Source organism: Streptomyces sp. NPDC005962 (assembly GCF_040629205.1).
In the GTDB taxonomy this organism is placed as follows: domain Bacteria; phylum Actinomycetota; class Actinomycetes; order Streptomycetales; family Streptomycetaceae; genus Streptomyces.
In genome coordinates this window covers 73,945-99,265 of sequence record NZ_JBEXVE010000005.1, presented here as the reverse complement: position 1 = coordinate 99,265, position 25,321 = coordinate 73,945, and the positions used below count along the sequence as shown (strand labels likewise).

Annotated in this window: 18 protein-coding genes; 6 read left to right on the top strand and 12 right to left on the bottom strand. The window is 69.2% G+C overall.

What is annotated here, in order from left to right; all coding sequences use genetic code 11:
* Nucleotides 1–162: 162 nt before the first annotated feature.
* The 3 genes from ABZ370_RS10720 (at nt 163) to ABZ370_RS10710 (ending at nt 3,334) form a co-directional block, all read left to right on the top strand.
* The gene (locus tag ABZ370_RS10720; protein ID WP_358618948.1) at nt 163–1,254 is read left to right on the top strand and encodes a ParA family protein; all 1,092 of its coding nucleotides are present in this window, start codon (nt 163–165) and stop codon (nt 1,252–1,254) included.
* Nucleotides 1,251–2,393: a ParB/RepB/Spo0J family partition protein gene (locus tag ABZ370_RS10715; RefSeq protein ID WP_358618946.1), complete on the top strand. Its 1,143-nt coding sequence runs from the start codon at nt 1,251–1,253 to the stop codon at nt 2,391–2,393. Before ABZ370_RS10720 ends, ABZ370_RS10715 begins: the two co-directional genes overlap by 4 nt.
* A gap of 323 nt (nt 2,394–2,716) precedes the next feature.
* On the top strand, nt 2,717–3,334 hold the full coding sequence (locus tag ABZ370_RS10710; protein ID WP_358618944.1) for a GNAT family N-acetyltransferase: 618 nt from the start codon (nt 2,717–2,719) through the stop codon (nt 3,332–3,334).
* Between the two features lie 63 nt (nt 3,335–3,397).
* Here the strand turns inward: ABZ370_RS10710 and trxA are convergent, their stop codons facing one another.
* The 7 genes from trxA to ABZ370_RS10675 form a co-directional block, all read right to left on the bottom strand.
* Nucleotides 3,398–3,727, bottom strand: coding sequence for a thioredoxin (gene trxA, locus ABZ370_RS10705; RefSeq protein ID WP_009716492.1), 330 nt, complete (start codon nt 3,725–3,727; stop codon nt 3,398–3,400).
* A 41-nt stretch (nt 3,728–3,768) separates the two neighbouring features.
* A complete protein-coding gene (trxB, locus tag ABZ370_RS10700) occupies nt 3,769–4,722 on the bottom strand; it encodes a thioredoxin-disulfide reductase (RefSeq protein ID WP_358618942.1) in 954 nt (317 codons plus the stop codon).
* 155 nt (nt 4,723–4,877) lie between these two features.
* Complete coding sequence (locus tag ABZ370_RS10695; RefSeq protein ID WP_358618941.1) at nt 4,878–5,855, bottom strand: hypothetical protein; 978 nt, start codon at nt 5,853–5,855, stop codon at nt 4,878–4,880.
* On the bottom strand, nt 5,852–6,541 hold the full coding sequence (gene sigM / locus ABZ370_RS10690) for an RNA polymerase sigma factor SigM (protein ID WP_009716495.1): 690 nt from the start codon (nt 6,539–6,541) through the stop codon (nt 5,852–5,854). Before sigM ends, ABZ370_RS10695 begins: the two co-directional genes overlap by 4 nt.
* 38 nt (nt 6,542–6,579) lie before the next feature.
* A complete protein-coding gene (locus ABZ370_RS10685; RefSeq protein WP_358618939.1) occupies nt 6,580–8,316 on the bottom strand; it encodes a protein kinase family protein in 1,737 nt (578 codons plus the stop codon).
* 110 nt (nt 8,317–8,426) lie between these two features.
* Nucleotides 8,427–10,811, bottom strand: coding sequence for a murein biosynthesis integral membrane protein MurJ (gene murJ, locus ABZ370_RS10680; RefSeq protein WP_358618938.1), 2,385 nt, complete (start codon nt 10,809–10,811; stop codon nt 8,427–8,429).
* Nucleotides 10,812–10,859: 48 nt separating this feature from the next.
* Nucleotides 10,860–13,196, bottom strand: coding sequence for a DUF6049 family protein (locus ABZ370_RS10675; protein WP_358618937.1), 2,337 nt, complete (start codon nt 13,194–13,196; stop codon nt 10,860–10,862).
* Nucleotides 13,197–13,386: 190 nt separating this feature from the next.
* Between ABZ370_RS10675 and ABZ370_RS10670 the strand changes: the two genes are divergently transcribed.
* Nucleotides 13,387–14,877, top strand: a complete 1,491-nt coding sequence (locus tag ABZ370_RS10670; RefSeq protein ID WP_358618935.1) for a CCA tRNA nucleotidyltransferase — start codon at nt 13,387–13,389, stop codon at nt 14,875–14,877.
* A gap of 18 nt (nt 14,878–14,895) precedes the next feature.
* On the opposite strand, the gene ABZ370_RS10665 is transcribed toward ABZ370_RS10670, so the two are convergent.
* From ABZ370_RS10665 to ABZ370_RS10655, 3 genes are all read right to left on the bottom strand, one after another.
* Nucleotides 14,896–16,233 (bottom strand): MFS transporter, encoded by a 1,338-nt coding sequence (locus ABZ370_RS10665; protein ID WP_358618934.1) that lies wholly within the window; start codon nt 16,231–16,233, stop codon nt 14,896–14,898.
* A gap of 148 nt (nt 16,234–16,381) precedes the next feature.
* Nucleotides 16,382–17,464, bottom strand: coding sequence for an inositol-3-phosphate synthase (locus tag ABZ370_RS10660; RefSeq protein ID WP_358618932.1), 1,083 nt, complete (start codon nt 17,462–17,464; stop codon nt 16,382–16,384).
* Nucleotides 17,465–17,514: 50 nt separating this feature from the next.
* Nucleotides 17,515–18,225: a helix-turn-helix transcriptional regulator gene (locus ABZ370_RS10655; RefSeq protein ID WP_358618931.1), complete on the bottom strand. Its 711-nt coding sequence runs from the start codon at nt 18,223–18,225 to the stop codon at nt 17,515–17,517.
* Nucleotides 18,226–18,582: 357 nt separating this feature from the next.
* On the opposite strand from ABZ370_RS10655, the gene ABZ370_RS10650 reads away from it, so the two are divergent.
* Together ABZ370_RS10650 and ABZ370_RS10645 are read left to right on the top strand one after the other, a co-directional pair.
* Nucleotides 18,583–21,273 (top strand): transglycosylase domain-containing protein, encoded by a 2,691-nt coding sequence (locus ABZ370_RS10650; RefSeq protein WP_358618929.1) that lies wholly within the window; start codon nt 18,583–18,585, stop codon nt 21,271–21,273.
* Between the two features lie 218 nt (nt 21,274–21,491).
* A complete protein-coding gene (locus tag ABZ370_RS10645; RefSeq protein WP_358618928.1) occupies nt 21,492–22,979 on the top strand; it encodes a glycosyltransferase 87 family protein in 1,488 nt (495 codons plus the stop codon).
* A 34-nt stretch (nt 22,980–23,013) separates the two neighbouring features.
* Here ABZ370_RS10645 and ABZ370_RS10640 read toward each other — a convergent pair whose 3' ends face one another.
* Nucleotides 23,014–24,045 carry an alanine racemase gene (locus ABZ370_RS10640; protein ID WP_358618926.1) on the bottom strand — a complete coding sequence of 344 codons (1,032 nt, stop codon included), beginning with the start codon at nt 24,043–24,045 and terminating at the stop codon, nt 23,014–23,016.
* A 78-nt stretch (nt 24,046–24,123) separates the two neighbouring features.
* Entirely contained in the window at nt 24,124–25,242 is a 1,119-nt protein-coding gene (locus ABZ370_RS10635) for a peptidoglycan bridge formation glycyltransferase FemA/FemB family protein (RefSeq protein WP_358618924.1), read from the bottom strand.
* Nucleotides 25,243–25,321: the final 79 nt, after the last annotated feature.

The following is a 25,321-nucleotide window of genomic DNA, read 5'->3' as shown; positions in this document are numbered from 1 at the left end:
CGGCCCTGCCGGTGCATCGTGTTTCACGTGAAACGTCGTTCCCTGCTGCATGGAATCATCAGTCGCGGTCGTGCGGCAGCTCTGCCCCGCGACCGTCGCCCCCGTAAAGACGTGGATTCATCCACAGGAGACCGGGCCTCGCTGGTTCACAACCCCCAAAGCATGGCAGGCTCTGCGTATCGCGAGCCTGATGTCGAGGAGAGTGAATCCTTGCGGTCCGACGCCAACATCGCGGGGCCGATGACCGACCCGGTCCCCGGCCCCCGTACCGAATCGGCGGGGGAGGATGTTTCACGTGAAACTCCGCCCCCGATGGACGACACCCCAATTGGCCGTGCCGCTCAACTGGCGGTGGAAGCGCTTGACCGGGCTGGTGAGGGGCTGCCCAGGCCGGAGCAGACCCGGGTGATGGTGGTCGCCAACCAGAAGGGCGGGGTCGGGAAGACGACGACCACGGTCAATCTGGCGGCGTCTCTCGCCCTGCACGGCGGACGAGTTCTCGTGGTCGACCTCGACCCGCAGGGCAATGCCTCGACGGCGCTGGGGATCGACCACCATGCCGAAGTCCCCTCCATCTACGACGTCCTGGTCGACAGCAAGCCGCTGTCCGATGTGGTGCAGCCGGTGCCGGACGTGGAGGGGCTGTTCTGTGCCCCGGCCACGATCGACCTCGCCGGTGCCGAGATCGAGCTGGTCTCCCTCGTGGCGAGAGAGAGCCGCCTGGAGCGAGCCATCCAGGCCTATGAGCAGCCCCTGGACTACATCCTCATCGACTGTCCGCCCTCCCTCGGGCTGCTGACGGTCAATGCGCTGGTCGCCGGGGCGGAAGTGCTGATCCCGATCCAGTGCGAGTACTACGCCCTGGAGGGACTCGGCCAGCTCCTGCGCAACGTCGATCTGGTGCGGGGTCATCTCAACCCCAAGCTCCATGTCTCGACGATCCTGCTCACGATGTACGACGGCCGGACCCGGCTGGCCTCCCAGGTGGCGGACGAAGTCCGCAGCCACTTCGGCGGCGAGGTGCTCCGGACGAGCATCCCGAGATCGGTGCGCATCTCCGAGGCCCCCAGTTATGGGCAGACGGTCCTCACCTATGACCCGGGATCGAGCGGTGCGCTCTCCTATCTCGAGGCGGCCCGGGAGATCGCGCTGCGCGGGGTCAACGTGCAGTACGACCCTCAGCACGCTCATGCCTTGCCCATGCCCGAGATCAGCCAGCACGACCAGCACAGCATGCAGGAGGGGATTCAGTGAGTGAGCGACGCAGAGGACTGGGCCGTGGGCTCGGTGCTTTGATCCCTCCCGCGCCGAAGGGGGCCGATAACGCCGGACCCGCGACGGGCGGGGGAACGGCCACGTCGTCAGGGGCTTCGACCTCACCGACCGCGGTACCGGTGCTCACCCAGGAGCGCGGAGTGGCGGCGGCCAAGGTGGCCGCTCTGTCCACGCAGAGCGTTCCACGTGAAACCGAGCCGCCCGCCCCACCGGAGAAGGAACCCGAGGCCGCGCCGGCGCCCCCGGTGGAGGAGGTGGCCGGGGCGCACTTCGCCGAGCTGCCGCTCGACTTCATCACGCCCAACCCCCGTCAGCCGCGCGAGGTGTTCGACGAGGACGCTCTGACCGAGCTGGTCACCTCGATCCAGGAGGTCGGCCTCCTCCAGCCCGTCGTGGTGCGGCAGCTGGCGTCGGAGCGCTACGAGCTCATCATGGGCGAGCGGCGCTGGCGGGCCTGCCGTGAGGCGGGGCTGGAGAAGATTCCCGCGATCGTCCGGGCCACCGACGACGAGAAGCTTCTGCTCGACGCGCTGCTGGAGAACCTGCACCGGGCTCAGCTCAATCCGCTCGAAGAGGCGGCGGCGTACGACCAGTTGCTGAAGGACTTCAACTGCACGCATGACGAGCTGGCGGACCGTATCGGGCGTTCGCGTCCACAGGTCTCCAATACACTGCGGCTGTTGAAGCTCTCGCCCTCCGTCCAGCGCAGGGTCGCCGCGGGGGTGCTCTCCGCGGGCCATGCCCGGGCCCTGCTCTCCGTGGACGACGCGGACGAACAGGACCGGCTGGCGCATCGCATCGTTGCCGAGGGGCTGTCGGTGCGGGCGATCGAGGAGATCGTCACCCTGATGGGGTCGCGGTCGGGCGGTGCTCCGAAGGCGAAGGGGCCGCGGGCCGGTGCCCGGGTGTCCCCCGCGCTCACGGATCTGGCGTCCCGGCTGTCGGACCGGTTCGAGACGCGGGTGAAGGTCGACCTCGGTCAGAAGAAGGGAAAGATCGTCGTCGAGTTCGCCTCGATAGACGATCTGGAGCGGATTATCGGCACCCTGGCCCCGGGCGAGGGGCCGGTGCTGGAGCAGCCGCTGTCCGGCGAGGACGCGGCGGACGAGGACGAATGAGGCGCTGACCCTACGGCCCAGTCGTGGGGAGGCGTCCAGGGGGCGGGTCGTGTTCCGAGGACATCGGAACACGACCCGCTCTTTGCCCAAGGGCGGTATCGGTGCAATCTCCGCACGGATACGATGCGATCAGCTAGGGCGATCCATGCGGAGGCACCTCATGCGGAGGGCAGGGCCATGCGATCGGTGAGCCGTACCGGACTGGTGGCCACAGGGTTGGGCCTGGGTGCTGTCGGCGGTTTCGTCGGTAGTCTGATCAGGGAGCGCAGTGCGCTGTCAGCCGCCCGTGCCGCGGCTGGCCACGGAAGTGAGGGACTGGCTTCATGGGGCGTCGGCTTGTACCGCTCACGCTGGACAACCTCTCGGACATCCCCAAGCGCTGTCGCGCGTGTGTCTTCTGGGAGCTCGACCCGGTCAGCGGCGAGGCCGCGGTAAGGGCCGGACGTCCGGAGCTGGAGAAGGAAGCCTGGATCTCGGCGGTTCTGCTGGAGTGGGGGTCCTGCGGCCGCGTGGTCTACGTCGATGAGGTGCCGGTCGGCTTCGTGCTCTACGCGCCGCCCGCCTATGTGCCACGGTCCACGGCCTTTCCGACGAGCCCGGTCGCAGCTGATGCCGTGCAGCTGATGACCGCCTGGCTCATGCCGGGATACCAGGGGCAGGGGCTGGGCCGGGTGATGGTGCAGACCGTCGCGAAGGATCTGATCCGCCGGGGCTTCAAGGCGATCGAGGCGTTCGGGGACGCCACCTGGAAGGAACCGGCCTGTGTGCTGCCCGCCGATCACCTTCTGGCTGTGGGCTTCAAGACCGTGCGGCCGCATCCGCGGTATCCCCGGCTGAGGCTTGAGCTGAGGACGACGATCTCCTGGAAGGAGGACGTCGAGCTGGCCCTGGACCGGCTGCTCGGTGCGGTCCAGAAGGAACCGGCGCTCCGGCCTCTCTGAGGGTTCCACGTGAAACACGAAGGGGCTGCCCTCTCGGGCAGCCCCTTCGGTGTGGGTGGTGGCTCAGCCGATGAAGTCGGCCAGGTCGCGCTCGATCGCGGCCTTGGGCTTGGCGCCGACGATGGTCTTGGCGACCTCGCCGCCCTGGTAGACGTTGAGCGTCGGAATGGACATCACGCCGTACTTGGCGGCCGTGGCCGGGTTCTCGTCAATGTTGAGCTTCGCAATGACGATCTTGTCGGCGTGCTCGGCGGCGATGGCCTCCAGGGAGGGGGCGATCTGGCGGCACGGACCGCACCACGCGGCCCAGAAGTCGACGAGTACCGGCTTGTCGCTCTTGAGGACGGTCTCCTCGAAGTCGGCGTCTGTCACGGTGACCGTGGCACCGGCCATGGCTAATCTCCTTAATCGTTGGTGCAGGGAAGGAAGCGGATTCAGACGGTGGCGTCTTCGCCGTCGCCCAGGGAGGCCAGGAACCGCTCGGCGTCCAGGGCGGCCGCACAGCCGGTGCCGGCGGCGGTGATCGCCTGACGGTAGGTGTGGTCCACGACGTCGCCCGCGGCGAAGACACCCGGCAGGTTCGTGCGGGTGGACGGCGACTCGACCTTCAGGTAGCCCTCGTCGTCCAGGTGCAGCTGGCCCTTGAACAGCTCGGTCCGCGGGTCATGGCCGATCGCGATGAACAGGCCGGTGACCGGCAGCTCCGAGGTCTCGTCCTTCTTGACGTCGCGCAGGGTCAGGCTGGAGAGCTTGCCGTCGCCGTGGATCTCTGTGATCTCGCTGTCCCAGACGAACGAGATCTTCGGGTCGGCGAAGGCACGCTCCTGCATCGCCTTGCTGGCCCGCAGGGTGTCCCGGCGGTGGACCACGGTGACCGACTTGGCGAACCGCGACAGGAAGGTCGCCTCCTCCATCGCGGTGTCACCGCCGCCGATGACGGCGATGTCCTGGTCCTTGAAGAAGAAACCGTCGCAGGTGGCGCACCAGGAGACGCCACGGCCCGAAAGCTCGTCCTCGCGGGCCAGCCCCAGCTTGCGGTGCTGGGAGCCGGTGCTGACGATGATGGTCTTGGCGCGGTGCACCGTACCGGCGGAGTCGGTGACGGTCTTGATGTCCTCGCTGAGGTCGACCGCGGCCACATCGTCCGGGACCAGCTCGGCACCGAAGCGCTCGGCCTGACCCCGCATGTTGTCCATCAGGTCAGGGCCCATGATGCCCTCACGGAAGCCGGGGAAGTTCTCCACATCGGTGGTGTTCATCAGGGCACCACCGGCGGTCACTGATCCTTCGAAGACCAGCGGCTTCAAGGAAGCACGGGCGGTGTAGAGGGCGGCCGTATAGCCCGCGGGCCCGGAACCGATGATGATCACGTTGCGGACGTCGCTCACGGATGTCTTCCTTGTCTCTGCCGACTGCCGACTGCTGACTGGACGACGGCGCCCTCCCCAGGTTTCCGGAGAAGCGCTGTCATCCCACCCAACGGAATCCTACGGGTCCGGCATTCCCGCGTGCTGCCAAGCGGGCCGTGGTTGTGGGCTGTGCCTCAGTCCCGCGGATACGTACGGGTCACCAGTAGCTCCCCGGGGCCGGTGTGAGAGGCGGAGACGCAGGAGGCTTCGATCACGAAGGCGTCGACGAGGGAACTGTCGGAGCGGTGCGGCAGCACGACGATGTAGGCCGTCTTGCCGTCGTAGGTGTCCTGCTGCGCGGCCAGAACCGGCTCGGACCGGCCGGTCCCGCGCTGGACACAGGACGGCACCACCGGGTCGTCCGCGCGCAGCGGCATATCCGGAGTGTTCTGAGTGGTGACTCCGCGCGACGGCGAGGTCTTGCGGTCGGCGAGCATCTCCCGCACCCGGCCCTTGAGGGTCCCCGTGGAGAGCGTGGCCTTCCCCGTGGAGCTGGGGTCCGCATGGGCCGTGGCGCCGGGGCCGCCCTTGTCGTGGTCGGAGCCGCCCGGGAAGAAGAGGGTGCCGACGCCGATGACGGCGGCGGCGCACGCGCTGCCGAGCAGCACCTTGGGCCAGCGCCGGGAGCGGCCCACACGGCCTCCTGCGGCCGCGCGGGGCGTGGCCTTGCGCCCGGGTCCGGTGGCGGCCCGCGGTCGCCCTGCGGGCCGGTCCACGGCCGGGGAGGGCTTCCCCTCGACCGCGGGGCCGGAGGCGCCTGAAGGGGCAGCCGCAGGCTCGGTTTCACGTGAAACATGTCCGGTGGGCGCGGCTGCTTCGGTTTCACGTGAAACCGAAGCGCGATCATCGGGCGCTGTCGCGTCGAGGAGGGCTTCGGCGGCGAGCGCGGCGTCGATCCGGCCCGCGATGTCGTCGGGCATCCGCACCGGCCCCGGGAGGGTGCCCAGTGTCGAGCGGATCTCGTCCAGAGACGTCTGTACATCGGCGCACAACCCGCAGGTGGCGACGTGAGTGCGCACATCGACGGTGCGGGACGGAGGGAGCAGTCCCTCGGTGAGTGCGGAGATCTCCGCGACTTCCGGGTGCTCGTCCGTGTCCGTCGAGGATGTCACGCTCGCCCACCTCCGCCCTTCACGGCATCTGTGTCAGTCGGTCCTGCCGCTGGTGGGACGGATGTCCCCTGCGACCGGTTCCTTCCCCCGCCGGAGGGGACGCTACCCCTTCCGTTGGGGTGGAGATGCGACAGCAGTGGGAGCAGCCGGGCGCGACCTCGCGCGCAGCGGCTCTTCACGGTGCCGGTGGGGACGTCCAGGACCTTCGCGGCCTCCGCCACGGGATAGCCCTGCATGTCGACCAGCACCAGGGCCGCGCGCTGCTCGGGCGGGAGGGTGCGCAGCGCCCCCAGCAGCTCGCGATGGAGATCGCCGCGCTCGGCGGGCGCGGCGGCCGACTCATGGGGCTCCAGAAGCTGTTCGAGCCGCTCGGTGTCGTCGACGGGGGAGGTGCGCCGGGAAGCGGCCTTGCGGGCCCGGTCCAGGCACGCGTTGACCGTGATGCGGTGGAGCCAGGTCGTCACGGCGGACTGGCCGCGGAAGGTGTGCGCGGCGCGGTAGGCGGAGACGAGCGCGTCCTGGACCGCGTCGGCGGCCTCTTCCCGGTCGCCGAGGGTGCGCAGCGCCACCGCCCAGAGTCTGTCGCGGTGGCGTCGCACGATTTCACCGAAGGCATGCGGATCGCCGGCCACGTGCTGAGCAAGGAGCTCGCCGTCGCTTGCTCCGCCGATGGTGGCGTCGTCCAACGTTGAGCCCCCTCCCCGGTCGGCCGGCTGCCCTGGGGTCAGCCGGTGAACTTCACTTCAGTGATGGCCTGCTTGTGACCAGCTTGGCTATAGCCGTCGGTCGGTGCGCTCGGCATAGCGGTCACCCAGACGAGGACGTAGCGGCTCTTCTTGGTGCCCTCGACCTTCAGATCGGACGTTGTCGATGAAGTCCGGCCCGAAGCAAGCTTCGTGAACGAGCCGACGGGGTCCACTGCCGACGCGGATGGCGTGAGGGAACTCGTGCTGTACAGCGAGACCTCCGTGAAGGGGCCTCCGTACTGAAGCGAGAGCGAGGCGCCACTGATCTTCTGCTCCGAGCCGAGGTCGTAGATGATGCCGACCCCTCGCTTGACGCTCGGGGCGAGCTCAGGGCCGTCGATGAAGCTCTTGGTATACCAGGCAGTCGACGCTTTCCCGTCGTGAGTGAGGTCGGCCTGACCGGGGTGCTGCGGGCTTCCGTCCGGGGCGAACTCGGCGGCGTCCTGGATCGCGATCGGCTTGCTGGCAACCTGACCGGCCTTGTCGTCGTCCTTCTCACTGGTGGACTTACCGGTGTCCGGCTTGTTCTCTTCCTTCAGAAGGGTGTCCGCGAGTTGCCAGCTGCCCAGGCCCAGGGCCGCGATCAGCAGGGCCGAGACGGTCCACTTGAGGGCCTTTCCAGCACGGCTTTGCAAGGGCGGCGGCGGTGCCATGGGGGCCGCGACCGGGCCGGCCGCGCGCGACGGGCCGCCGTGGGCGGGCGGCTGGCCGTAGCCCTGCTGGTACGTGGTGCGCTGGTACGCCGGGGAGGGCGTGAAGACGGGCTCGGGCGGCCGGATGCGCGGCATGGCCGCGACCGCCTTGGACAGCTCCTCAGGGGTGGTGCAGGGCTGGTCCTGACGGGAGGCGGTGGCGCCGTCGTTGACCAGCGCGCGCATTGCCAGCTCGGACAGTCCGCGGTGGACTCCCGCGCGGACCTGGTCGGGGGCGATCAGGCCGACGCCCTTGGGCAGCCCGGAGAGGCCGTGGGCGTCCTTGTCGTACGGCCAGCGCTGGGTGAGCGCGGCGTAGAGCAGCGCGCCGATCGACTCGGTGTCGGTGCGCTGCGGGTGTTCGGAGCTGATGCCGCGCAGCGCGGCCATGACGGCCAGGCCTCGGATGCGGTACTGGCCCGATTCGGTGCGTAGCACGGAGCCGGGGTTCAGCCGCAGATGGGCCAGGCCCTCGCGATGGGCGGCGGCCATGGCCTGGGAGACCTGGCTGACGAGTTGATAGGCGTCGTGTGGTTCGAGCGGTCCCGTGGTGAGCACCGTGGTGAGCTCGGTGGCGTCGGGAAGCCATTCGTGGACGACGTAGACGAGGTCGTTCTCCTCGACGGCGTCGAGTACCTGGACGAAGCGGGGGTCACCCAGCAGCGCCGCCGAGCGGGCGGCGGCCAGCACCGGACGGGCCCGCGGATGGTCGGCGGGCAGGACGTGAACGCCGACGGCCCGGCGCAGTTTCTCGTCCACCGCACGCCAACTGCTGAATCCGTCCAGTCGGGTGACGCACTCCTCCAAACGATAACGTCTGGCCAACTTGTGGCCGCTGTGCAGCTCGGGGGGATTTACGTCAGCCGCGGCACCTTTATCCCGGTTGCCCGCGGCCTCTGTTTCCTGACCGGCCTTCTGTTGCGTCCCCGCCCCGTCGGCCGTGGCCTTTCCCGCCTCGGCGGTCAGCGACTCTTCGCCGTCGCTGTCGGCCACGTCGACGGCAGCCGTGCTCCGTTCCGCCACCGTCGTTCCTGCCTCCCCATCCGTTGCGCCTACTCCGAGCCAAGACAATTGTGCCCACAGTCCGCCGCTATGCACGACACACGATGACGGACGATGGTTGTGCTCAATGATCAGCGTCCGAGTCGTCCGCGCACCATACCGACCATGGCCGTCAGCTCTTCAATGCGCATCCGTTTCGCAGCAATGTAGAAGACCGCGATAAGAACGAGACCTCCGCCCGCCAATGCGGCTACGGAACCGGACATGCCGGACCCGAGCGCCTGAATGATGGCATAAGCCGCCGCACCGCCCAGCAGAGCGGCGGGGATGCTGGCGCCCACCAGGCGGGTGTAGGTGCGCACGACACGGCGGCCGTCGAGGTCGCCACCCAGCCGCTTGCCCAGCCGCTTCCAGGCCAGGCCCACACCGGCGGCGTACGCCAGGCCGTAGGAGGCGGCCATACCGGCCACGATCCATCGGGTCGGGAGGAGGAAGTAGCAGAGCGCGGAGGCGGCGGCGTTGACGGCGGCGACGATCACCGTGTTGTAGAAGGGGGTGCGGGTGTCCTCGTAGGCGTAGAAGCCGCGCAGGACGACGTACTGCACCGAGAACGGGATGAGTCCGAGGCCGAAGGCCATCAGGATGTAGCCCATGTTCTGGGCGGTCGCGGTGCCCGAGGTGCCGAAGAGCAGGGTGCACAGGGGGACGCCGAGCGCCACGAAGCCGAAGGCTAGCGGGACGATGGCGACGGCGGAGGTGCGCAGGCCCTGGGAAATGTCGTCGCGGACCGCTCCGGGGTCGCCGTCGTGGGCCGACCGGGAGAGCCGGGGCAGCAGGGCGGCCATCACCGAGACGGTGATGATGGCCTGCGGCATGTTCCAGATGAGCTGGGCGCTGGTGTAGCCGACGTAGCTGGCCCCGGGGGCGTTCATGTCCTCGGCGTCGGAACCGGCCGCCGTGGCGAGCTGGGTCACCACGATGTTGCCGGCCTGGTTGGCGAGCACGAACAGTACGGTCCACTTGGCGAGCTTGGCGGCCTTGCCGAGGCCGTGGCCCCGCCAGTCGAAGCGGGGACGGAAGCGGAAACCGGAGGCCCGGAGGTAGGGGAACATCGCCAGGGCCTGGACGGTGAGGCCGAGCAGGGTGCCGATGCCGAGTAGCCGGACGCCCTCGTCCGTGATGGTGGTGACGCCCATCCGAGAGGTGCTGAAGGTGCCGAAGACCCAGATGAAGAGGCCGAAGGTGGCGATGACGACGATGTTGTTGAGGACCGGGGTCCACATCATCGCGCCGAACTTGCCGCGGGCGTTGAGGATCTGGCCGACCACGACGTGCACGCCCATGAAGAAGATCGTGGGCAGGCAGTAGCGGGCGAAGGCGACCGCGACCTCGTTGGAGGGCGGGTCATTCGCGATGTCCGCCGAGAGCATCCGGATCAACGCCGGGGCCGCGAACATGGACAGGGCGACCAGGCTACCGAGGGCGACCATCGCGAGCGTCAGCAGACGGTTGGCGTAGGCGACGCCGCCGTCGTCGTCCTCCTTCATCGCGCGCACGAGCTGCGGGACGAAGACGGAGTTCAGACCGCCACCGACGGTGAGGAAGTAGATCATCGCGGGCAGCTGATAGGCGACGGCGTACGCCTGGCCGAGGGAAGCGGCGCCGAGACCCGCGACGATCACCATCTGCCGGACGAAGCCGGTCAGCCGGGAAACCAGGGTGCCGGCGGCCATGAGGGCGCTGGACTGGAGCAGGCTGGCCGCACGGCCGCCGGAGCGCTTCGGGGCGTCCTCGGCCTTCTCGTCCGTCTCCGGGGGGCCGGGGGGCCCGGCGGGGCCGGGCGGGCTCACCACCGGAGCGGCCATCGTGGGAGCACTGGCCGACGGGGGCGCGGTCTCGTGCCGCGCGGGCCCGGGCACCGGCGGCTGGCCCGGCGGGGGCACGGGCGAGTAGCCCTGGGCGCCCTGGGGCTGCCGAGGGTCGTAGGGCTGCTGCTGGTCGCGGTAGAGGTGCGCGAAGGCGTCCGCCTGCGGCTGCTCCCCCGGCCCGTAGCCGCCCTGATCGCCTCCGTATCCCGGGGCGGCGGGCTCGGCCGCGTACTGCTGCCGCACCGGCTCCTGGGAGCCGGGCGCCACCGGCCACACCTGCGGGTCGCCGCCCTGCGGTGGGGCGGGCTGCTGCTGGTAGGGCGTCTGCTGCTGGTAGCCGCCCTGCTGGGGGGCGGAGCGGTCGTACAGCGGGTCCGTCAGCGGGTCATGTCCGTATCCGTCCTGCGGCACCGGATAGGGGTACGGCGTGAAGCTGCCGGTCGCGTACGGGTCGCCCCCGTACGGGTCCTGCACGTAGTACTGCCCGTAGTCCTGGCGCGGATCGCTCGCGGGTGCCTGCTGGGGGTCGCCCAGGTACGGATCGCTCTGGTGCGGATCGTTCTGGTGCGGGTCCTGTCCGTAGGGTTCCTGGGGCGCGTGGGGGGAAGGCGGTGGCATCCGCCTCTCACCGTCATACGGCGCGTTCATCGCTACCCCACCTCATCGTCCGCTGCGGCCGGCCGGCCCCGGGAATGCTCAATGGTCCACTTTCTCACCCGCGCCGGACGCCCCGGCGCTTTGCGAACCGGTGTCCGGCGCCGGGTCACTCGGCTGCTCGGGCACGGGGGCGGAGGCGGGGTCGTCTCCACCGGCCTCCGTGTCCGTCGCCTCGTCCTCGTTCGCGTCCTCGGCGTCCTCATCGCCGCTGTTCGCGGTGACCGTCCGCTTGCGCTGGAGGTAGATCCGGATTCCGGCGAGGACCAGCAGCAGCACACCGCCCGCGATCACGAGGATGACGGTCGATGTGATCTCGGTGACATTCACCTCGAAGGGCATCTCGTCGCCGTACGGCTGCCCGTCCGGCGTGACCAGCTGGGCCGCCACCCACACCGGACCGTTCGCGTTGGCCGTCGTCCCGAACTTCACGGACTGGCTGTGCCCGCCCTCGACGTTGACCACCTGGGGTTCGCTGACCGCCAGGCGGTTGCCCTGCCGGGACTTGAGGACCAGCCGCAGCTGGACGCCCTGCACCAGGTTGTTCTGCACGGTCACCGGGATGGTCGCGCTCCGCCCGGACAGCGTCATGTCCGTCTTGGGGATCAGGCGCACCTTCTTGGTGAGCCCGTCCAGATAGTGCTGGACGCCGTCGCGGAAGTGGGTGGCGCCCAGCGCGTTGCCCCGCCACGAGGTGGACATCTCACGCCGGATCGCGTTGCCGAAGGGGGTGACCACCCGGTACTTGGCGGTGAGGATCGGCTCGAACCTGTTGAGCGTGCCCTGGGTCTTGTCGACGTCCTTGAACGCCTGGGTCGGCAGCTCCTGGCGGCGGAGCGAAGCGGGGTAGGCGCGGGTGCTGGGCACGTGCTGGGTGGCGTTCGGGTCGGGCTTGGCCTTCGCGGCCTGCCCCAGGTTCATCGGCTGGGTCCACTGCCCGGACAGGCCGTCCAGGGCCGCCGCCATCGCCTGCGCCTGGCTGGTGGTGGGGGTGCGCTGCGGAGCCACGACGATGCTGCGCTGCCTGTCCGGCGACTGCAGATTGATCATCTGGCTCTGGGCGAGGAACCGCTGAATGGCGAGCGTGGAGTTGTCCGCCTTGGACATGTCGCCGGTGAAGGCGGTGGACAGCCGGGCATCGGAGACCACCGCCGTATTGCCGCCGCCGATCTGCCGGGCCGCGGAGGGGGTGTACGAGAGGTTGCCGGTCTCCCGGAGGCTGTCGCTCCGCGCGATGACGTTGTGGGCGCCCGCGGAGGTGGCGACGTCGACGATGGAGGAGTCCACCGCGCCGTTGGCAGGCCAGGCGAAGTCGGTGCGCGGCTTCACCCCGAGGACCGTCTGCACGGTCGTCGAGGCCAGCTCGGTGGCGTCCCGGAGATGGCTGAGGGCGCCGGGGACGCTCGTGCCGTGGTGGGCGAGCGACGCGATGTCGGGGTCGGAGAACGGCAGGGCGACCACCTGATGGCCCTCCACGGCCTTCTGCAGGTCGTTGAGCCACCGTTTGGCGACCGCCTGGCCGCGGCCCGCCGTGGTGCCGTCCCCGTGCCGCTTCTGGACGTCGTACTCCCGCGTCATCGCGTCGACCGTGGCGAGCAGGTCGGGGTCGATCACCCAGGTGATGGGGAGGTTCTTCCCCAGGCTGACCATCTGCTGGAGCCGGCCGCCGGGGGCCAGCTCCGCCTTGAGACGGTCGTCCCGGAAGATCGGTGTCCGGTCCTCGTCCGCGTCGGTGCGCGAGGTCACATGGGGCGTGGAGATCAGCGGCCACAGATAGGTGAGCTGAGTCTTCTTGGACGGCGCACCCGACTGCCAGGGCAGGAAGGTGCGCTTGATGCCCAGCACCTGCTCCCAGGGGCGGCTCTGGGTCTGTCCGGTGAGGGAGACGCCGAGCTGATAGACGCCGTTCTCTCCGAGGTGCAGCTCGTTCACCGGTATGGAGAGCGTGAAGTCCCGGCTGACGCCCGCGCCCAGCTTGCCGATCTTCTTGGTGTATTTGCCGCCGATCTCGCTGCCGTCGGCGCCCTGCTGATAGCCGGTCCGCCGGGCGGCGCTGTCGATCGCATTGCGGCCCTCAAGGGTGGGGCCGACGCGGAGACCGACATGGGAGCCGGAGACCGTCGAAGCGCTGTCGTTGGTGACGGTGCCGCTGACGGTGAGCGTGTCGCTCTTGGTCGGTGCGGTGGGCGTCAGCGAGGTGATGTCGACGCCCACGGAGCGCGAGCCGGTGGGTTTGCCCGCCGCATGGGCGGCGGGGGCCGCCGGGGCCTGCAGTACGCCCGCGAGCACGGGCGCCGCTGCGAGCAGCGTCCCGGTCCGCCGTAGCCATCGACGGGCGCGAGAGGACGTCGTCTCCCGGAGGTCTGCCGCATCGGCCACGCGCTCGCCCGTCCCTTGTCGTCAGTGATCGTCAGTGATCGTCAGTGGTCGTCGCTCTGTGCGTCCACGAAATGGTAACGATGCCCGCTGTGGCGAAGTGCTGTGGACGGCTCCACAAGATCGTCACCGTGATGGAACCGACGATCAACGTGGAGGCCCCGGGGCGCGCGGCCACGTACCCTGTTCTGTTGTGCCGAACGCCAACAATGACAGCCGATCCCCGCAGTCCACCAATGAGCTCAACCAGGTGCAACGCCGCGCCGTGGCCGAACTCCTGCGGGTCTCACCCGTCGCCGACGATCTTGCCCGACGTTTTCAGCAGGCCGGGTTCAGCCTGGCCCTGGTCGGCGGCTCGGTACGGGACGCGCTGCTCGGCCGCCTCGGTAACGATCTGGATTTCACGACGGACGCCCGCCCCGACGATGTGCTGAAGATCGTCCGGCCCTGGGCGGACGCCGTGTGGGAGGTGGGCATCGCCTTCGGCACGGTCGGCTGCCAGAAGGAAGGACCGGGCGACAACGGGACACATCAGAACTTCCAGATCGAAATCACGACGTATCGGTCGGAAGCCTATGACCGGACGTCCCGGAAGCCCGAGGTGTCCTACGGCACATCCATCGAGGAAGATCTCGTCCGCCGCGACTTCACGGTCAACGCGATGGCGGTGGCGCTTCCGCAGAAGGAGTTCATCGACCCGCACGACGGGCTCGAAGATCTCGCCGCGCGGGTGCTGCGCACCCCCGGAACCCCGCAGGAGTCCTTCTCCGACGATCCGCTGCGGATGATGCGCGCGGCGCGGTTCGCCTCCCAGCTCGACTTCGAGGTGGCGCCCGAGGTGGTCGCCGCGATGACGTCGATGGCCGGACGGATCGACATCGTCTCGGCGGAGCGGGTGCGGGACGAGCTGAACAAGCTGCTCCTGGGTGCCCACCCCCGGAAGGGGCTGCGGCTGCTGTGCGAGAGCGGGCTCGCCGACCGCGTCCTGCCGGAGATCCCCGCGCTGCGGCTGGAGCGTGACGAGCATCACCGGCACAAGGATGTGTACGAGCACTCGCTGACCGTGCTGGACCAGGCCATCGATCTGGAGGAGAACGGGCCCGATCTGGTGCTGCGGCTGGCCGCGCTGCTGCATGACATCGGGAAGCCGAAGACCCGTCGTTTCGAGAATGACGGCCGCGTCTCCTTCCATCACCACGAGGTGGTGGGCGCCAAGATGACCAAGTCGCGGATGACGAAGCTCAAGTACTCCAATGAGCTGGTCAAGGATGTCTCCCGGCTGGTCGAGCTGCATCTGCGCTTCCACGGTTACGGCACGGGCGAATGGACCGATTCGGCCGTGCGGCGCTACGTGCGCGACGCGGGGCCGCTGCTGGACCGGCTGCACAAGCTGACCCGCTCGGACTGCACGACGCGCAACAAGCGCAAGGCCATGGCGCTTTCGCGGGCGTACGACGGGCTGGAGGAGCGGATCGCGAGGCTGCAGGAGCAGGAAGAGCTGGACGCGATCCGCCCGGACCTCGACGGCAACGAGATCATGAAGGTGCTCGGCATCGCTCCGGGGCCTGAGGTCGGCAAGGCGTACAAGCATCTGCTGGAGCTGAGGCTGGAGCACGGCCCCATGGGCCGGGACGACGCTGTCGCGGCGCTCAAGGAGTGGTGGGCGGCTCAGTCGCAGGGCTGACGCCGCACCCGCGACGCGTCACGTTTCACGTGAAACATCGACCCCGGTGGGTTTCCCGGGGCGGCGTTTCACGTGAAACATGAGCAGGACGGCGGTCGCCGCGTAGAGCAGTGCCACTCCGGCCACCAGCGCGGCCGACGCCCCGTCCGGCGGCAGCATCAGGGCAGCCACCCCCGCGGCTCCCACGAAGGCGACGTTGAAGAGCACGTCATAGAGGGAGAAGATCCGCCCGCGGAAGTCGTCGTCGATCGCGGACTGGACGACGGTGTCGGTGGCGATCTTCGCGCCCTGGGTGATGAGGCCGAGCACGAAGGCGGCGATCAGTATCGGGGCGGGTTCGAAGGGGAGCCCCAGGCCCGGCTCCAGGACGGCGGCGATCGCCGCGCACACCATCACCCAGTGCAGCTGGCCGTCCGGCCGGGAGGCGTCGAGCGAGGAAAGCCGGCCCACCGCCCATGGGGTGATCACCGCCGCGGCGAAGAAACCCGCGCCCGAGACGCCGACCGCGATACCCAGGAGCGCCAGCCCGCCCGACTCGGTGTCGGCCCATGCGTACCGGCAGAGCATCAGCACCGTGACGGTGAGGGCGCCGTAACAGAAGCGCATGAGCGTCATCGCGGTCAGGGCCATGGTGGGGTCCCGGCGTTGCAGGAGATGGCGCAACCCGGCCACCAGCCCGCGGGTGGTGCTGACCAGGGCCGTCCCGAGGTGCGGTTGCAGGGCCGCCGGATCGGGCCCCAGAAGGCCGGAGGGCATACGGAGCGCCGAGAGTCCGGCGAGGAGGTAGAGCGCGGCGCCCAGCAGGACGACCAGGGCGTCCGAAGAGGATTCGCCCGGGCCGGAGAGCCGGACCACGAACGCCAGACCGCCACCCGCGGTGGCGGCGAGGGTGCCCGCGGTCGGGGAGACGGAGTTGGCCATGACCAGACGTTCCTGGCTGTCCACCACCCGCGGCAGCGAGGCGGACAGGCCGGCCAGGACGAAGCGGTTGACCGCCGTCACCGACAGGGCGGAGACGTAGAAGAGCCACTCCGGTACCTGGGCGAGAACCAGGACCGCGGTCCCGGCGGCCAGGCCGGAGCGCAGCAGGTTGCCGTGGAGCAGGACCTGCCGGCGGCGCCAGCGGTCCAGCAGCACACCGGCGAAGGGGCCGAGGAGGGAGTAGGGGAGCAGCAGGACGGCCATGGCGGAGGCGATGGCCGCGGCGGATGTCTCCTTCTCCGGGGAGAAGACCACATAGGTGGCGAGTGCGACCTGGTAGACACCGTCGGCCGACTGGGACAGCAGACGGACGGCCAGAAGATGGCGGAAGTCGCGCAGTTGCAGCAGCACGCGGAGATCACGCACAACGGGCATGACGCCACCTTCACACACCGCACGGGCCTCCGGGGGGATTCCCGGAGGCCCGTGATCAAGCGGCGGAGACCGGCGCCGCACGGCGCGACGTCACGGCGCGCTGTCCGCTGCACCGCTACGGCGCCCCGCTATGGCTCTATGCCACGGCTCAGCGCTCGACCTCACCCTTGATGAACTTCTCCACGTTGTCCCGGGCCTCGTTGTCGAAGTACTGCACCGGCGGCGACTTCATGAAGTACGAGGAGGCGGAGAGGATCGGGCCGCCGATGCCGCGGTCCTTGGCGATCTTCGCGGCGCGCAGCGCGTCGATGATGACGCCCGCGGAGTTCGGGGAGTCCCACACCTCGAGCTTGTACTCCAGGTTCAGCGGGACGTCGCCGAACGCCCGGCCCTCCAGGCGGACGTACGCCCACTTGCGGTCGTCCAGCCAGGCCACGTAGTCCGACGGGCCGATGTGGACGTTGTCGGCGCCCAGATCGCGGTCCGGGATCTGCGAGGTGACGGCCTGCGTCTTGGAGATCTTCTTGGACTCCAGGCGCTCGCGCTCGAGCATGTTCTTGAAGTCCATGTTGCCGCCGACGTTCAGCTGCATGGTGCGGTCCAGGACGACGCCCCGGTCCTCGAACAGCTTCGCCAGCACCCGGTGCGTGATCGTGGCGCCGACCTGCGACTTGATGTCGTCACCGACGATCGGCACGCCCGCCTCGGTGAACTTGTCCGCCCACTCCTTGGTTCCGGCGATGAAGACCGGGAGGGCGTTGACGAAGGCGACCTTGGCGTCGATGGCGCACTGGGCGTAGAACTTGGCGGCGTCGTCCGAGCCCACGGGCAGGTAGCAGACCAGAACATCGACCTGCTTGTCCTTGAGGATCTGGACCACATCGACCGGGGCCTCGTCGGACTCGTCGATGGTCTGCCGGTAGTACTTCCCGAGACCGTCGTGCGTGTGGCCGCGCTGGACCGTGACACCGGCCGACGGCACATCGCAGATCTTGACGGTGTTGTTCTCGCTGGCGCCGATGGCGTCCGCGAGGTCCAGCCCGACCTTCTTCGCGTCCACGTCGAAGGCGGCGACGAACTCCACGTCACGGACGTGGTACTCGCCGAACTGCACATGCATCAGACCCGGCACGCGGGTGTCCGGGTCGGCATCCTTGTAGTACTCGACGCCCTGCACCAGCGACGCGGCACAGTTGCCCACACCGACGATGGCTACACGAACCGAACCCATTCCGGTTGCTCCCTGTGTGTACTCGACGAAGCCCTGCGGGGTGCGGGGCCTCACTTGGCGGTGTCATCGGACGGGTCCGGCCGGGTACCACCCCGGTGCCGGGGCAGGCCGCCCGCATCTCCTGACCGGTCCTGCTCCGGCGACCGGTCCGGCCCCTGCTCGGGCATCCGGTCCTGCCCGGCGGGCTCGTCGCGCTGGTCGCGCCCGGCCCGCTCGCTCTCGATCAACTCGTTCAGCCAGCGGACCTCGCGCTCCACCGACTCCATGCCGTGCCGCTGGAGTTCGAGGGTGTAGTCGTCCAGCCGCTCGCGGGTGCGGGCCAGCGAGGCCCGCATCTTCGCCAGGCGCTCCTCCAGGCGGCTGCGCCGCCCTTCGAGCACGCGCATCCGTACGTCCCGCGACGTCTGTCCGAAGAAGGCGAAGCGGACGCCGAAGTGCTCGTCCTCCCACGCGTCCGGACCGGTGTGGGAGAGCAGTTCCTCGAACCGCTCCTTCCCCTCCGCGGTCAGCCTGTAGACGATCTTCGCTCGGCGGCCGGCGAGGGTTGCCGCGATGGCCTCCTCGGAGGCGTTCCCGGGCTCCTCGATCAACCAGCCGTTGGCGACCAGCGTCTTGAGACAGGGATAGAGACTGCCGTAGCTGAACGCACGAAACACCCCGAGCGAGGTGTTGAGGCGCTTCCGCAGCTCATATCCGTGCATCGGGGACTCGCGGAGCAGGCCGAGGACGGCGAACTCGAGGATGCCGGAGCGTCTGCTCATCGCCCGCCTCTCCCGTCTCCTGGGGCCACTATGCCGTGCCGATGTATCGGCCCGATACATCCAGACGATAGATCCGTGCTCCCGGTGGGACAAGAGGGACCACGGTGAACGGCGTCACATCACCGGTTCGTGGGACTCAACCGGACTGTTATGGAGTGAAGGCGCCGGGGGGACAAGATTTGGCCGTGCGTACTCTGTTCGCCATGCAGACCAAAGGGAACCGTGTGACGCTGTCCTGCGTCCTCGTCCTGGAGGCAGTGCGTCCGGTTGCCAGGTGTGGCCGGATTGCACATCGGGGGGACCGGAAGCCACCTGCCGCTTTCAGGCGATAGCGCCTGCCCGAGGAGTAGTCGTTCCATGAGCGAGCACCGTCGCAAGTCGCCGCAGCCCCAGGGCGGCGGTCGAGCAGCGGCCCGGCGTGCCGGACAACAGTCGTCCGGCCGCCGCGCAGCACCATCGCACAACGCCGCCGCCGAGTCGGGCTCGGCTTCATATGAGGAAGAGAGTTCCCAGGGTGGCCGGGCCGAGGCCCGGCGCGCCGCGCAACGCAGCGGTGGCGGCCGGAGAAGAGCGGCCGACCCCGGCACCGGTGGTGCGGGCCACGGCGGGCGCGGTGGTGGCCGGCGGGGCACCGGTGGTGGCCGCGGACATGATGCGGGTGGCGACGGGCCGCCCGGCAAGAAGCGGTTCATCGACTACCCGCGCAGGGGCAAGTCGGGCTTCCGCCGCTGGGTGCCGTCCTGGCGGCTCGTCACCGGAACCTTCATCTTCTTCTTCGCGGTGCTCCTCAGTGCCGTGGGCATCGGGTGGATGATCGTCGACGTTCCCACCGAGCAGGCCGCTTCGCAGACCCAGAAGAACGTCTACTACTGGGGCGACGGCAAGCAGATGGTGGTCTCGGGCGGCGGTGATCTCAACCGTCAGATCCTGCCGATCAACAAGATCCCCAAGTCCATGCAGAACGCGGTGATCTCCGCCGAGAACGCCAGCTTCTACCAGGACTCGGGCGTCGACCCCATGGGTATCGCGCGCGCCGTCGTCAACATGGCGCGGGGCGGTGCGACCCAGAGTGGGTCGACCATCACCCAGCAGTTCGTGAAGAACACGTACCTCGACCAGTCGCAGACGGTGACGCGAAAGCTCAAGGAGCTGTTCATCTCCGTCAAGGTCGGTACGACCAAGAGCAAGGACTACATCCTCCGGGGGTACCTGAACACCGCGTACTACGGCCGCGGTGCCTACGGCTGTCAGGCGGCGGCCCGCGCGTACTTCGACACGGACTGCGCGGGGCTCAACCCGAGCCAGAGCGCTTTCCTCGCCGCGACGCTCAACGGGCCCAACCTGTACGACCCGAACGGTGGCTACGGACCGTCCGCGAGCGCGGAGGCCAACACCAAGCGGGCCACGGCGCGCTGGTCCTGGATTCTCAAGCGGGAGGTGCAGGTGGGCCGGCTGTCCAAGGCCGACGCCCAGAGCTACCTCGACAAGGGCTTCCCGAGGACGAAGAGCCCGAAGGTGGCGACGAACAAGCAGGGCCAGATCGGCTATCTCACCGACCTCGCCGACAACTACGTCGTCGCCAACAGCAACATCTCCAAGACGGAGCTGGACAAGGGCGGCTATCAGATCCACACCACCTTCGACCGCAAGAAAATCGCGGAACTGAAGGGCGCCGTCAACAAGGTGACCAAGGAGAATATCAAGCCGAAGCAGCGCGATGTGGACAAGTATGTTCAGTTCGGCGGCGCCTCGGTGGAGCCCAAGACCGGCAAGATCAAGGCCATCTACGGTGGCAACGACGCGCTGGAGCACTATCGCAACAACGCGGACTACACCGGTGTCCAGGTGGGCTCGACCTTCAAGCCCTTCGTGCTGGCCGCGGCGATGAGGGACGGTGTCCGGGACCGCAACGGGCCACGCGACCAAGCGGACGCGGAACGCACCAAGGTCTCCCCGGCGAGTGTCTACGACGGTGACAACAAGCTGACCCTGCGCGACTACGACGGCTCCATCTGGAAGGACCGGAACAACCAGGAGTGGCACCAGAAGAACGACGGTGACGAGGACAAGGGCAAGATCAGCCTGCGCACCGCGATGCAGTTCTCGGTGAACACGCCCTTCATCCAGCTGGGCATGGACGTCGGCACCGACAAGGTGCGGGACTCGGCTCTGGACGCGGGCCTCAGCAAGGAGCAGCTGGCCACGATCACGCCGACGTTCTCCCTCGGCACCTCCGCGCCCAGTGCGATCCGGCTCGCCGGGGCGTACGCGACCTTCGCGGCCAGCGGCCAGCAGGCCGACCCGTACTCGGTCGAGCGGGTCGAGGACAAGGACGGCGAGGTCTACAACCACAAGGACAAGGCGAAGATCACGCAGGCCTTCGACGCGAAGGTGGCGAACAACGTCACCGACGTGCTGAAGAACGTCGTCCAGCGCGGTACCGGCACCTCGGCGCAGATCGGCCGCCCGGCGGCGGGCAAGACCGGAACCACCGACCAGAACAAGTCGGCCTGGTTCGCCGGTTACACCCCGCAGCTGTCCACGTCGATCGGCATGTGGCGGGTGAACGACCAGGCCAAGCGGCAGGTCTTCCGTTCCATGCGCGGTGTGGGCGGCCAGGAGACCATCCACGGCGCGTCGTTCCCCGCCGAGATCTGGTCGGACTACATGCGCAAGGCGCTGGCGGGGCAGCCGGCGAAGGACTTCCCGGCGGCCGAGCCGATCGGTGACAAGGTCTACGGTGAGAACGCGAGCCCGACGCCGACGACCGAGAAGCCGACCCCGACGCCGACGGAGAAGCCGACGGAGACGCCGACGGAGACACCGACCCCGACGTCCTCCGGCAGCCCGAGCCCCACGCAGTCGTGTGATCCGCTGGACTTCAACTGCAACGACAACGCGGGCGGCGACAACCAGGGCAACCAGAACGCCGGTGGCGAGAACGCGGGCCCCGGCGGCGGTCCGGGCGGACCCTCGCCCTCACCGACCACGGAGCCACCGGGCGGCGGGATCTTCGGCGGCCCGTCCGGCTCCCGCAAGGACCAATAGTCCCGACTGGTCCCGACATCCCGCACCACACCGATCGGCGGCCGCGCCGGAGCATCCCGCTCCGGCGCGGCCGCCGCCGTTCGTGGGCCTCTGCGGCTCTCTGGGCGCCTTACGGGCGGGCGGCGGCCCCCGGGAGGGCCAGGACGGTCCGAGGCGCTCAGCGGGCCGCTGAGCCGGTCCTCACCCCTCGCGACCGGCTCGTACGGCAGGATGGGCCCATGAGCGTGCGCGAGGACCCACAGGCCCAGCCCGTACGGCCGACCACGGAGGACTCGGTGGCCGCGGGGGGCAGCGAGCTGATCGGCGGCCCGGCCGGGCGCCGGGCGCTGCTGGGCACGAGCTGGTGGACCCCGGTGCGGATCATCGCGCTCGTCGCCATCGGGATGTTCGCCCTGGGCATGGTGCAGAAGCTGCCCTGCTACAACGGCGGCTGGTTCTACGGCGCCACCGCCCAGTACACCCACGCCTGCTACTCCGACATACCGCACCTCTACAACGGCCGCGGCTTCGCCAACGACCTCGTCCCGTACTTCGACCGCATACCGGACAGCGTCTCCGGCGGGATGGAGTACCTGGAGTACCCGGTCCTCACCGGCCTCCTGATGGAGGTCGCCTCCTGGCTCACCCCGCACAGCGGCGGCCTCCAGACCCGCGAACAGGTCTACTGGCTGGCCAACGCGGCCATGCTCATGGCCTGCACCGCGGTCATCGCGGTCTGTGTGGCGCGTACGCACCGCCGCCGCCCCTGGGACGCGCTGCTCGTCGCCCTGGCCCCCGCCTTCGCGCTCACCGCCACGATCAACTGGGACCTTCTCGCGGTCGCCCTCACCGCCGCCGCCATGCTCATGTGGTCCCGCGGCCGCGGACTGGCCGCCGGTGTGCTGCTCGGCCTCGCGACGGCCGCGAAGCTCTATCCCGTGCTGCTGCTCGGCCCGCTGCTGGTGCTGTGCCTGCGCGCGGGCCGGTGGCGTGCCTTCTGGGAGGCGACGGGCGGTGCGGCGGCCGCCTGGCTGGTGGTGAACGTGCCCGTGATGATCACTACGCAGGGCGGGGGGCTGCACCTCCGCGAGGGGTGGAAGCAGTTCTACACGTTCAGTGAGGAACGCCCGGTCGACTTCGGGTCGCTCTGGCTGATCATCTCGCAGCGCACCGGCAACCCCATGGACGACGTCAACGACTACGCCATGATCCTCATGGTGCTGGCCTGCGCCGGAGTGGCCGCCCTCGCCCTGTGCGCCCCGCGCCGGCCGCGCTTCGCCCAGCTCGCGTTCCTGGTCATCGCGGCCTTCGTGCTCACCAACAAGGTCTACTCACCGCAGTACGTGCTGTGGCTGATCCCGCTCGCGGCGCTGGCGCGGCCGCGCTGGCGGGACTTCCTGGTGTGGCAGGCCTGCGAGGTGATGTATTTCCTCGGGGTCTGGATGTACCTCGCGTACACCAACAGCGGCGACCAGCACCGGGGGCTGCCGCCCGAGGGCTACCAGCTCGCGACCGCGCTGCACTTCGCGGGGACGCTCTTCCTGTGCGCGATGGTCGTGCGGGACGCACTGGTGCCGGGCCGGGACCCGGTGCGCCGGGACGGCTCGGACGACCCGTCGGGCGGCGTACTCGACCAGGCGCCGGACGTGTTCGTGCTGGGACGGGCGCGGCGCACGGCGCAATACGAGGACGCGGCGCTCACGGAGTGGAGCAGCGGCCGGAGGTGAGCTCCTCGTGGGAGCCCACCCGCGGCGACGGGGCTCAGCGGTCGAGCAGGCGGTCGAACTGTGTCGTGGTGTGGCGCAGATGCGCCACCAGCTCATCCCCCACCTGCGGTGCCGTCACATCGCCCGGCACAAAAAGGATGCACACCTGCATGTGCGGCGGCTCGGCGAACCACCGCTGCTTGCCCGCCCAGACGAAGGGCGAGAGGTTGCGGTTGACGGTCGCGAGACCGGCCCGGGCGACACCCTTGGCCCGGGGCATCACCCCGTGCAGCGCCTTGGGCGCCTCCAGGCCGACGCCGTGGGAGGTTCCGCCCGCGACGACCACCAGAAAGCCGTCGGAGGCGGCCTTCTGCTGGCGGTAGCCGAAGCGTTCGCCCTTGGCGACCCGGGTGACGTCGAGCACCGAGCCCCGGTACTCCGTCGACTCGTGGTCGCCCAGCCACAGCCGGGTGCCGATGCGGGCGCGGAACCGGGTCTGCGGGAACTGCTGCTGCAGCCGCGCCAGTTCGTCCGCCTTGAGGTGGCTGACGAACATGGTGTGCAGCGGCAGCCGCGCCGCGCGCAGCCGGTCCATCCACCCGATGACCTCCTCGACCGCGTCGATGCCGTCGGTCCGGTCGAGCGGGAGGTGGATGGCGAACCCCTCCAGCCGCACGTTCTCTATGGCGGCGTGCAGCTTGGGCAGGTCCTCCTCGGTGACGCCGTGCCGCTTCATGCTGCTCATGACCTCGATCACGACACGCGCGTTCACCAGGCCGTAGACGCCGTCGACGGACGAGACCGACCGGATGACCCGGTCCGGCAGCGGCACCGGCTCCTCCCCGCGGCGGAACGGGGTGAGGACCAGCAGATCCCCGCTGAAGAAGTCCTTCATCCGGGCGGCCTCGTACGTGGTGCCCACGGCGAGGACATCGGAACCGATGCGGGCGGCTTCCTCTGCCAGCCGTTCATGGCCGAAGCCGTAGCCGTTGCCCTTGCAGACCGGGACTATCCCCGGGAACTGCTGGAGCACCATCTGCTGGTGCGCCCGCCAGCGCGCGGTGTCGACGTAGAGGGTGAGCGCCATTGGCCGGTCCCGGAACCTTTCTCGTTGCCGCGGTGTATTCGAGATATGCAGCGTTTGCGGGGAATCAGGAAATCAGGGTCAGCGGCGGGACATGTAGATGTCGAGCGCCTTGTGGAGCAGCTTGTTGAGGGGGAAGTCCCACTCGCCGAGGTACTCGGCAGCCTGCCCACCGGTGCCGACCTTGAACTGGATCAGGCCGAAGAGATGGTCGGTCTCGTCGAGGGAGTCGGAGATGCCGCGCAGGTCGTAGACGGTCGCGCCGAGCGCGTACGAGTCGCGGAGCATCCGCCACTGCATCGCGTTCGAGGGCCGGACCTCGCGCTTGTGGTTGGCGGAGGCGCCGTAGGAGTACCAGACGTGGCCGCCGACGACCAGCATCGTGGCTGCGGCCACCGCCTCGCCCTCGTGCATGGCGAAGTACAGCCGCATCCGGTTGGGGTCCTCGGAGTTGAGGGCCGTCCACATGCGCTGGAAGTAGCTGAGCGGGCGGGGCCGGAAGTGGTCGCGCTCCGCGGTGATCTCGTACAGCCGCTGCCACTCGCCGAGGTGCTCGAAGCCGCCCTGGACGACCTCGACACCGGCCTTGTCGGCCTTCTTGATGTTGCGGCGCCACAGCTGGTTGAAGCTCTTGTGGACGTCCTCCAGGGAGCGGTTCTCCAGCGGCACCTGGAAGACGTACCGCGGCTGGACGTCGCCGAAGCCCGCACCGCCGTCCTCGCCCTGCTGCCAGCCCATCCGCCGCAGCCGGTCGGAGACCTCGAAGGCGCGCGGCTCGATGTGCGTGGCCTCGACATCGCGCAGCCGCTTCACATCCGGGTTCTGGATACCGGACTTGATGGCGCCGGCGTCCCAGCGGCGGATGATGACCGGCGGGCCCATCTTCACGGAGAAGGCGCCCTGCTGCTTGAGATGCGCGAGCATCGGGCGCAGCCACTCCTCCAGGTTGGGCGCGTACCAGTTGATGACCGGGCCCTCGGGGAGGTAGGCGAGATACCGCTTGATCTTGGGCAGTTGGCGGTAGAGGACGAGGCCGACGCCGACCAGCTGGCCGGTGGCGTCGAACCAGCCGAGGCTCTCCGAGCGCCATTCCGACTTGACGTCAGCCCAGGCCGGGACCTGCATGTGGCTTGCCGCGGGCAGGCTCTGGATGTACGCCAGATGCTGCTCTCGGCTGATCGTCCTCAGGGTCAGGCTCATTGCGGGGCGCTCCTCGGCAGGTGTGTCCCCAGGGTCGGGGCTCCGGCTCTCGCGCCGAAGCCTACTGCGACAGGGACGC

What these genes read in the sequence shown, in the direction of transcription:
- murJ (WP_358618938.1), bottom strand. Translation starts at nt 10,811, where the DNA reads ATGAACGCGCCGTATGACGGTGAGAGGCGGATGCCACCGCCTTCCCCC.
- ABZ370_RS10635 (WP_358618924.1), bottom strand. Translation starts at nt 25,242, where the DNA reads ATGAGCCTGACCCTGAGGACGATCAGCCGAGAGCAGCATCTGGCGTAC.
- ABZ370_RS10645 (WP_358618928.1), top strand. Translation starts at nt 21,492, where the DNA reads ATGAGCGTGCGCGAGGACCCACAGGCCCAGCCCGTACGGCCGACCACG.
- ABZ370_RS10710 (WP_358618944.1), top strand. Translation starts at nt 2,717, where the DNA reads ATGGGGCGTCGGCTTGTACCGCTCACGCTGGACAACCTCTCGGACATC.
- ABZ370_RS10665 (WP_358618934.1), bottom strand. Translation starts at nt 16,233, where the DNA reads ATGCCCGTTGTGCGTGATCTCCGCGTGCTGCTGCAACTGCGCGACTTC.
- ABZ370_RS10720 (WP_358618948.1), top strand. Translation starts at nt 163, where the DNA reads ATGGCAGGCTCTGCGTATCGCGAGCCTGATGTCGAGGAGAGTGAATCC.
- ABZ370_RS10660 (WP_358618932.1), bottom strand. Translation starts at nt 17,464, where the DNA reads ATGGGTTCGGTTCGTGTAGCCATCGTCGGTGTGGGCAACTGTGCCGCG.
- ABZ370_RS10640 (WP_358618926.1), bottom strand. Translation starts at nt 24,045, where the DNA reads ATGGCGCTCACCCTCTACGTCGACACCGCGCGCTGGCGGGCGCACCAG.
- trxA (WP_009716492.1), bottom strand. Translation starts at nt 3,727, where the DNA reads ATGGCCGGTGCCACGGTCACCGTGACAGACGCCGACTTCGAGGAGACC.
- ABZ370_RS10650 (WP_358618929.1), top strand. Translation starts at nt 18,583, where the DNA reads ATGAGCGAGCACCGTCGCAAGTCGCCGCAGCCCCAGGGCGGCGGTCGA.
- ABZ370_RS10655 (WP_358618931.1), bottom strand. Translation starts at nt 18,225, where the DNA reads ATGAGCAGACGCTCCGGCATCCTCGAGTTCGCCGTCCTCGGCCTGCTC.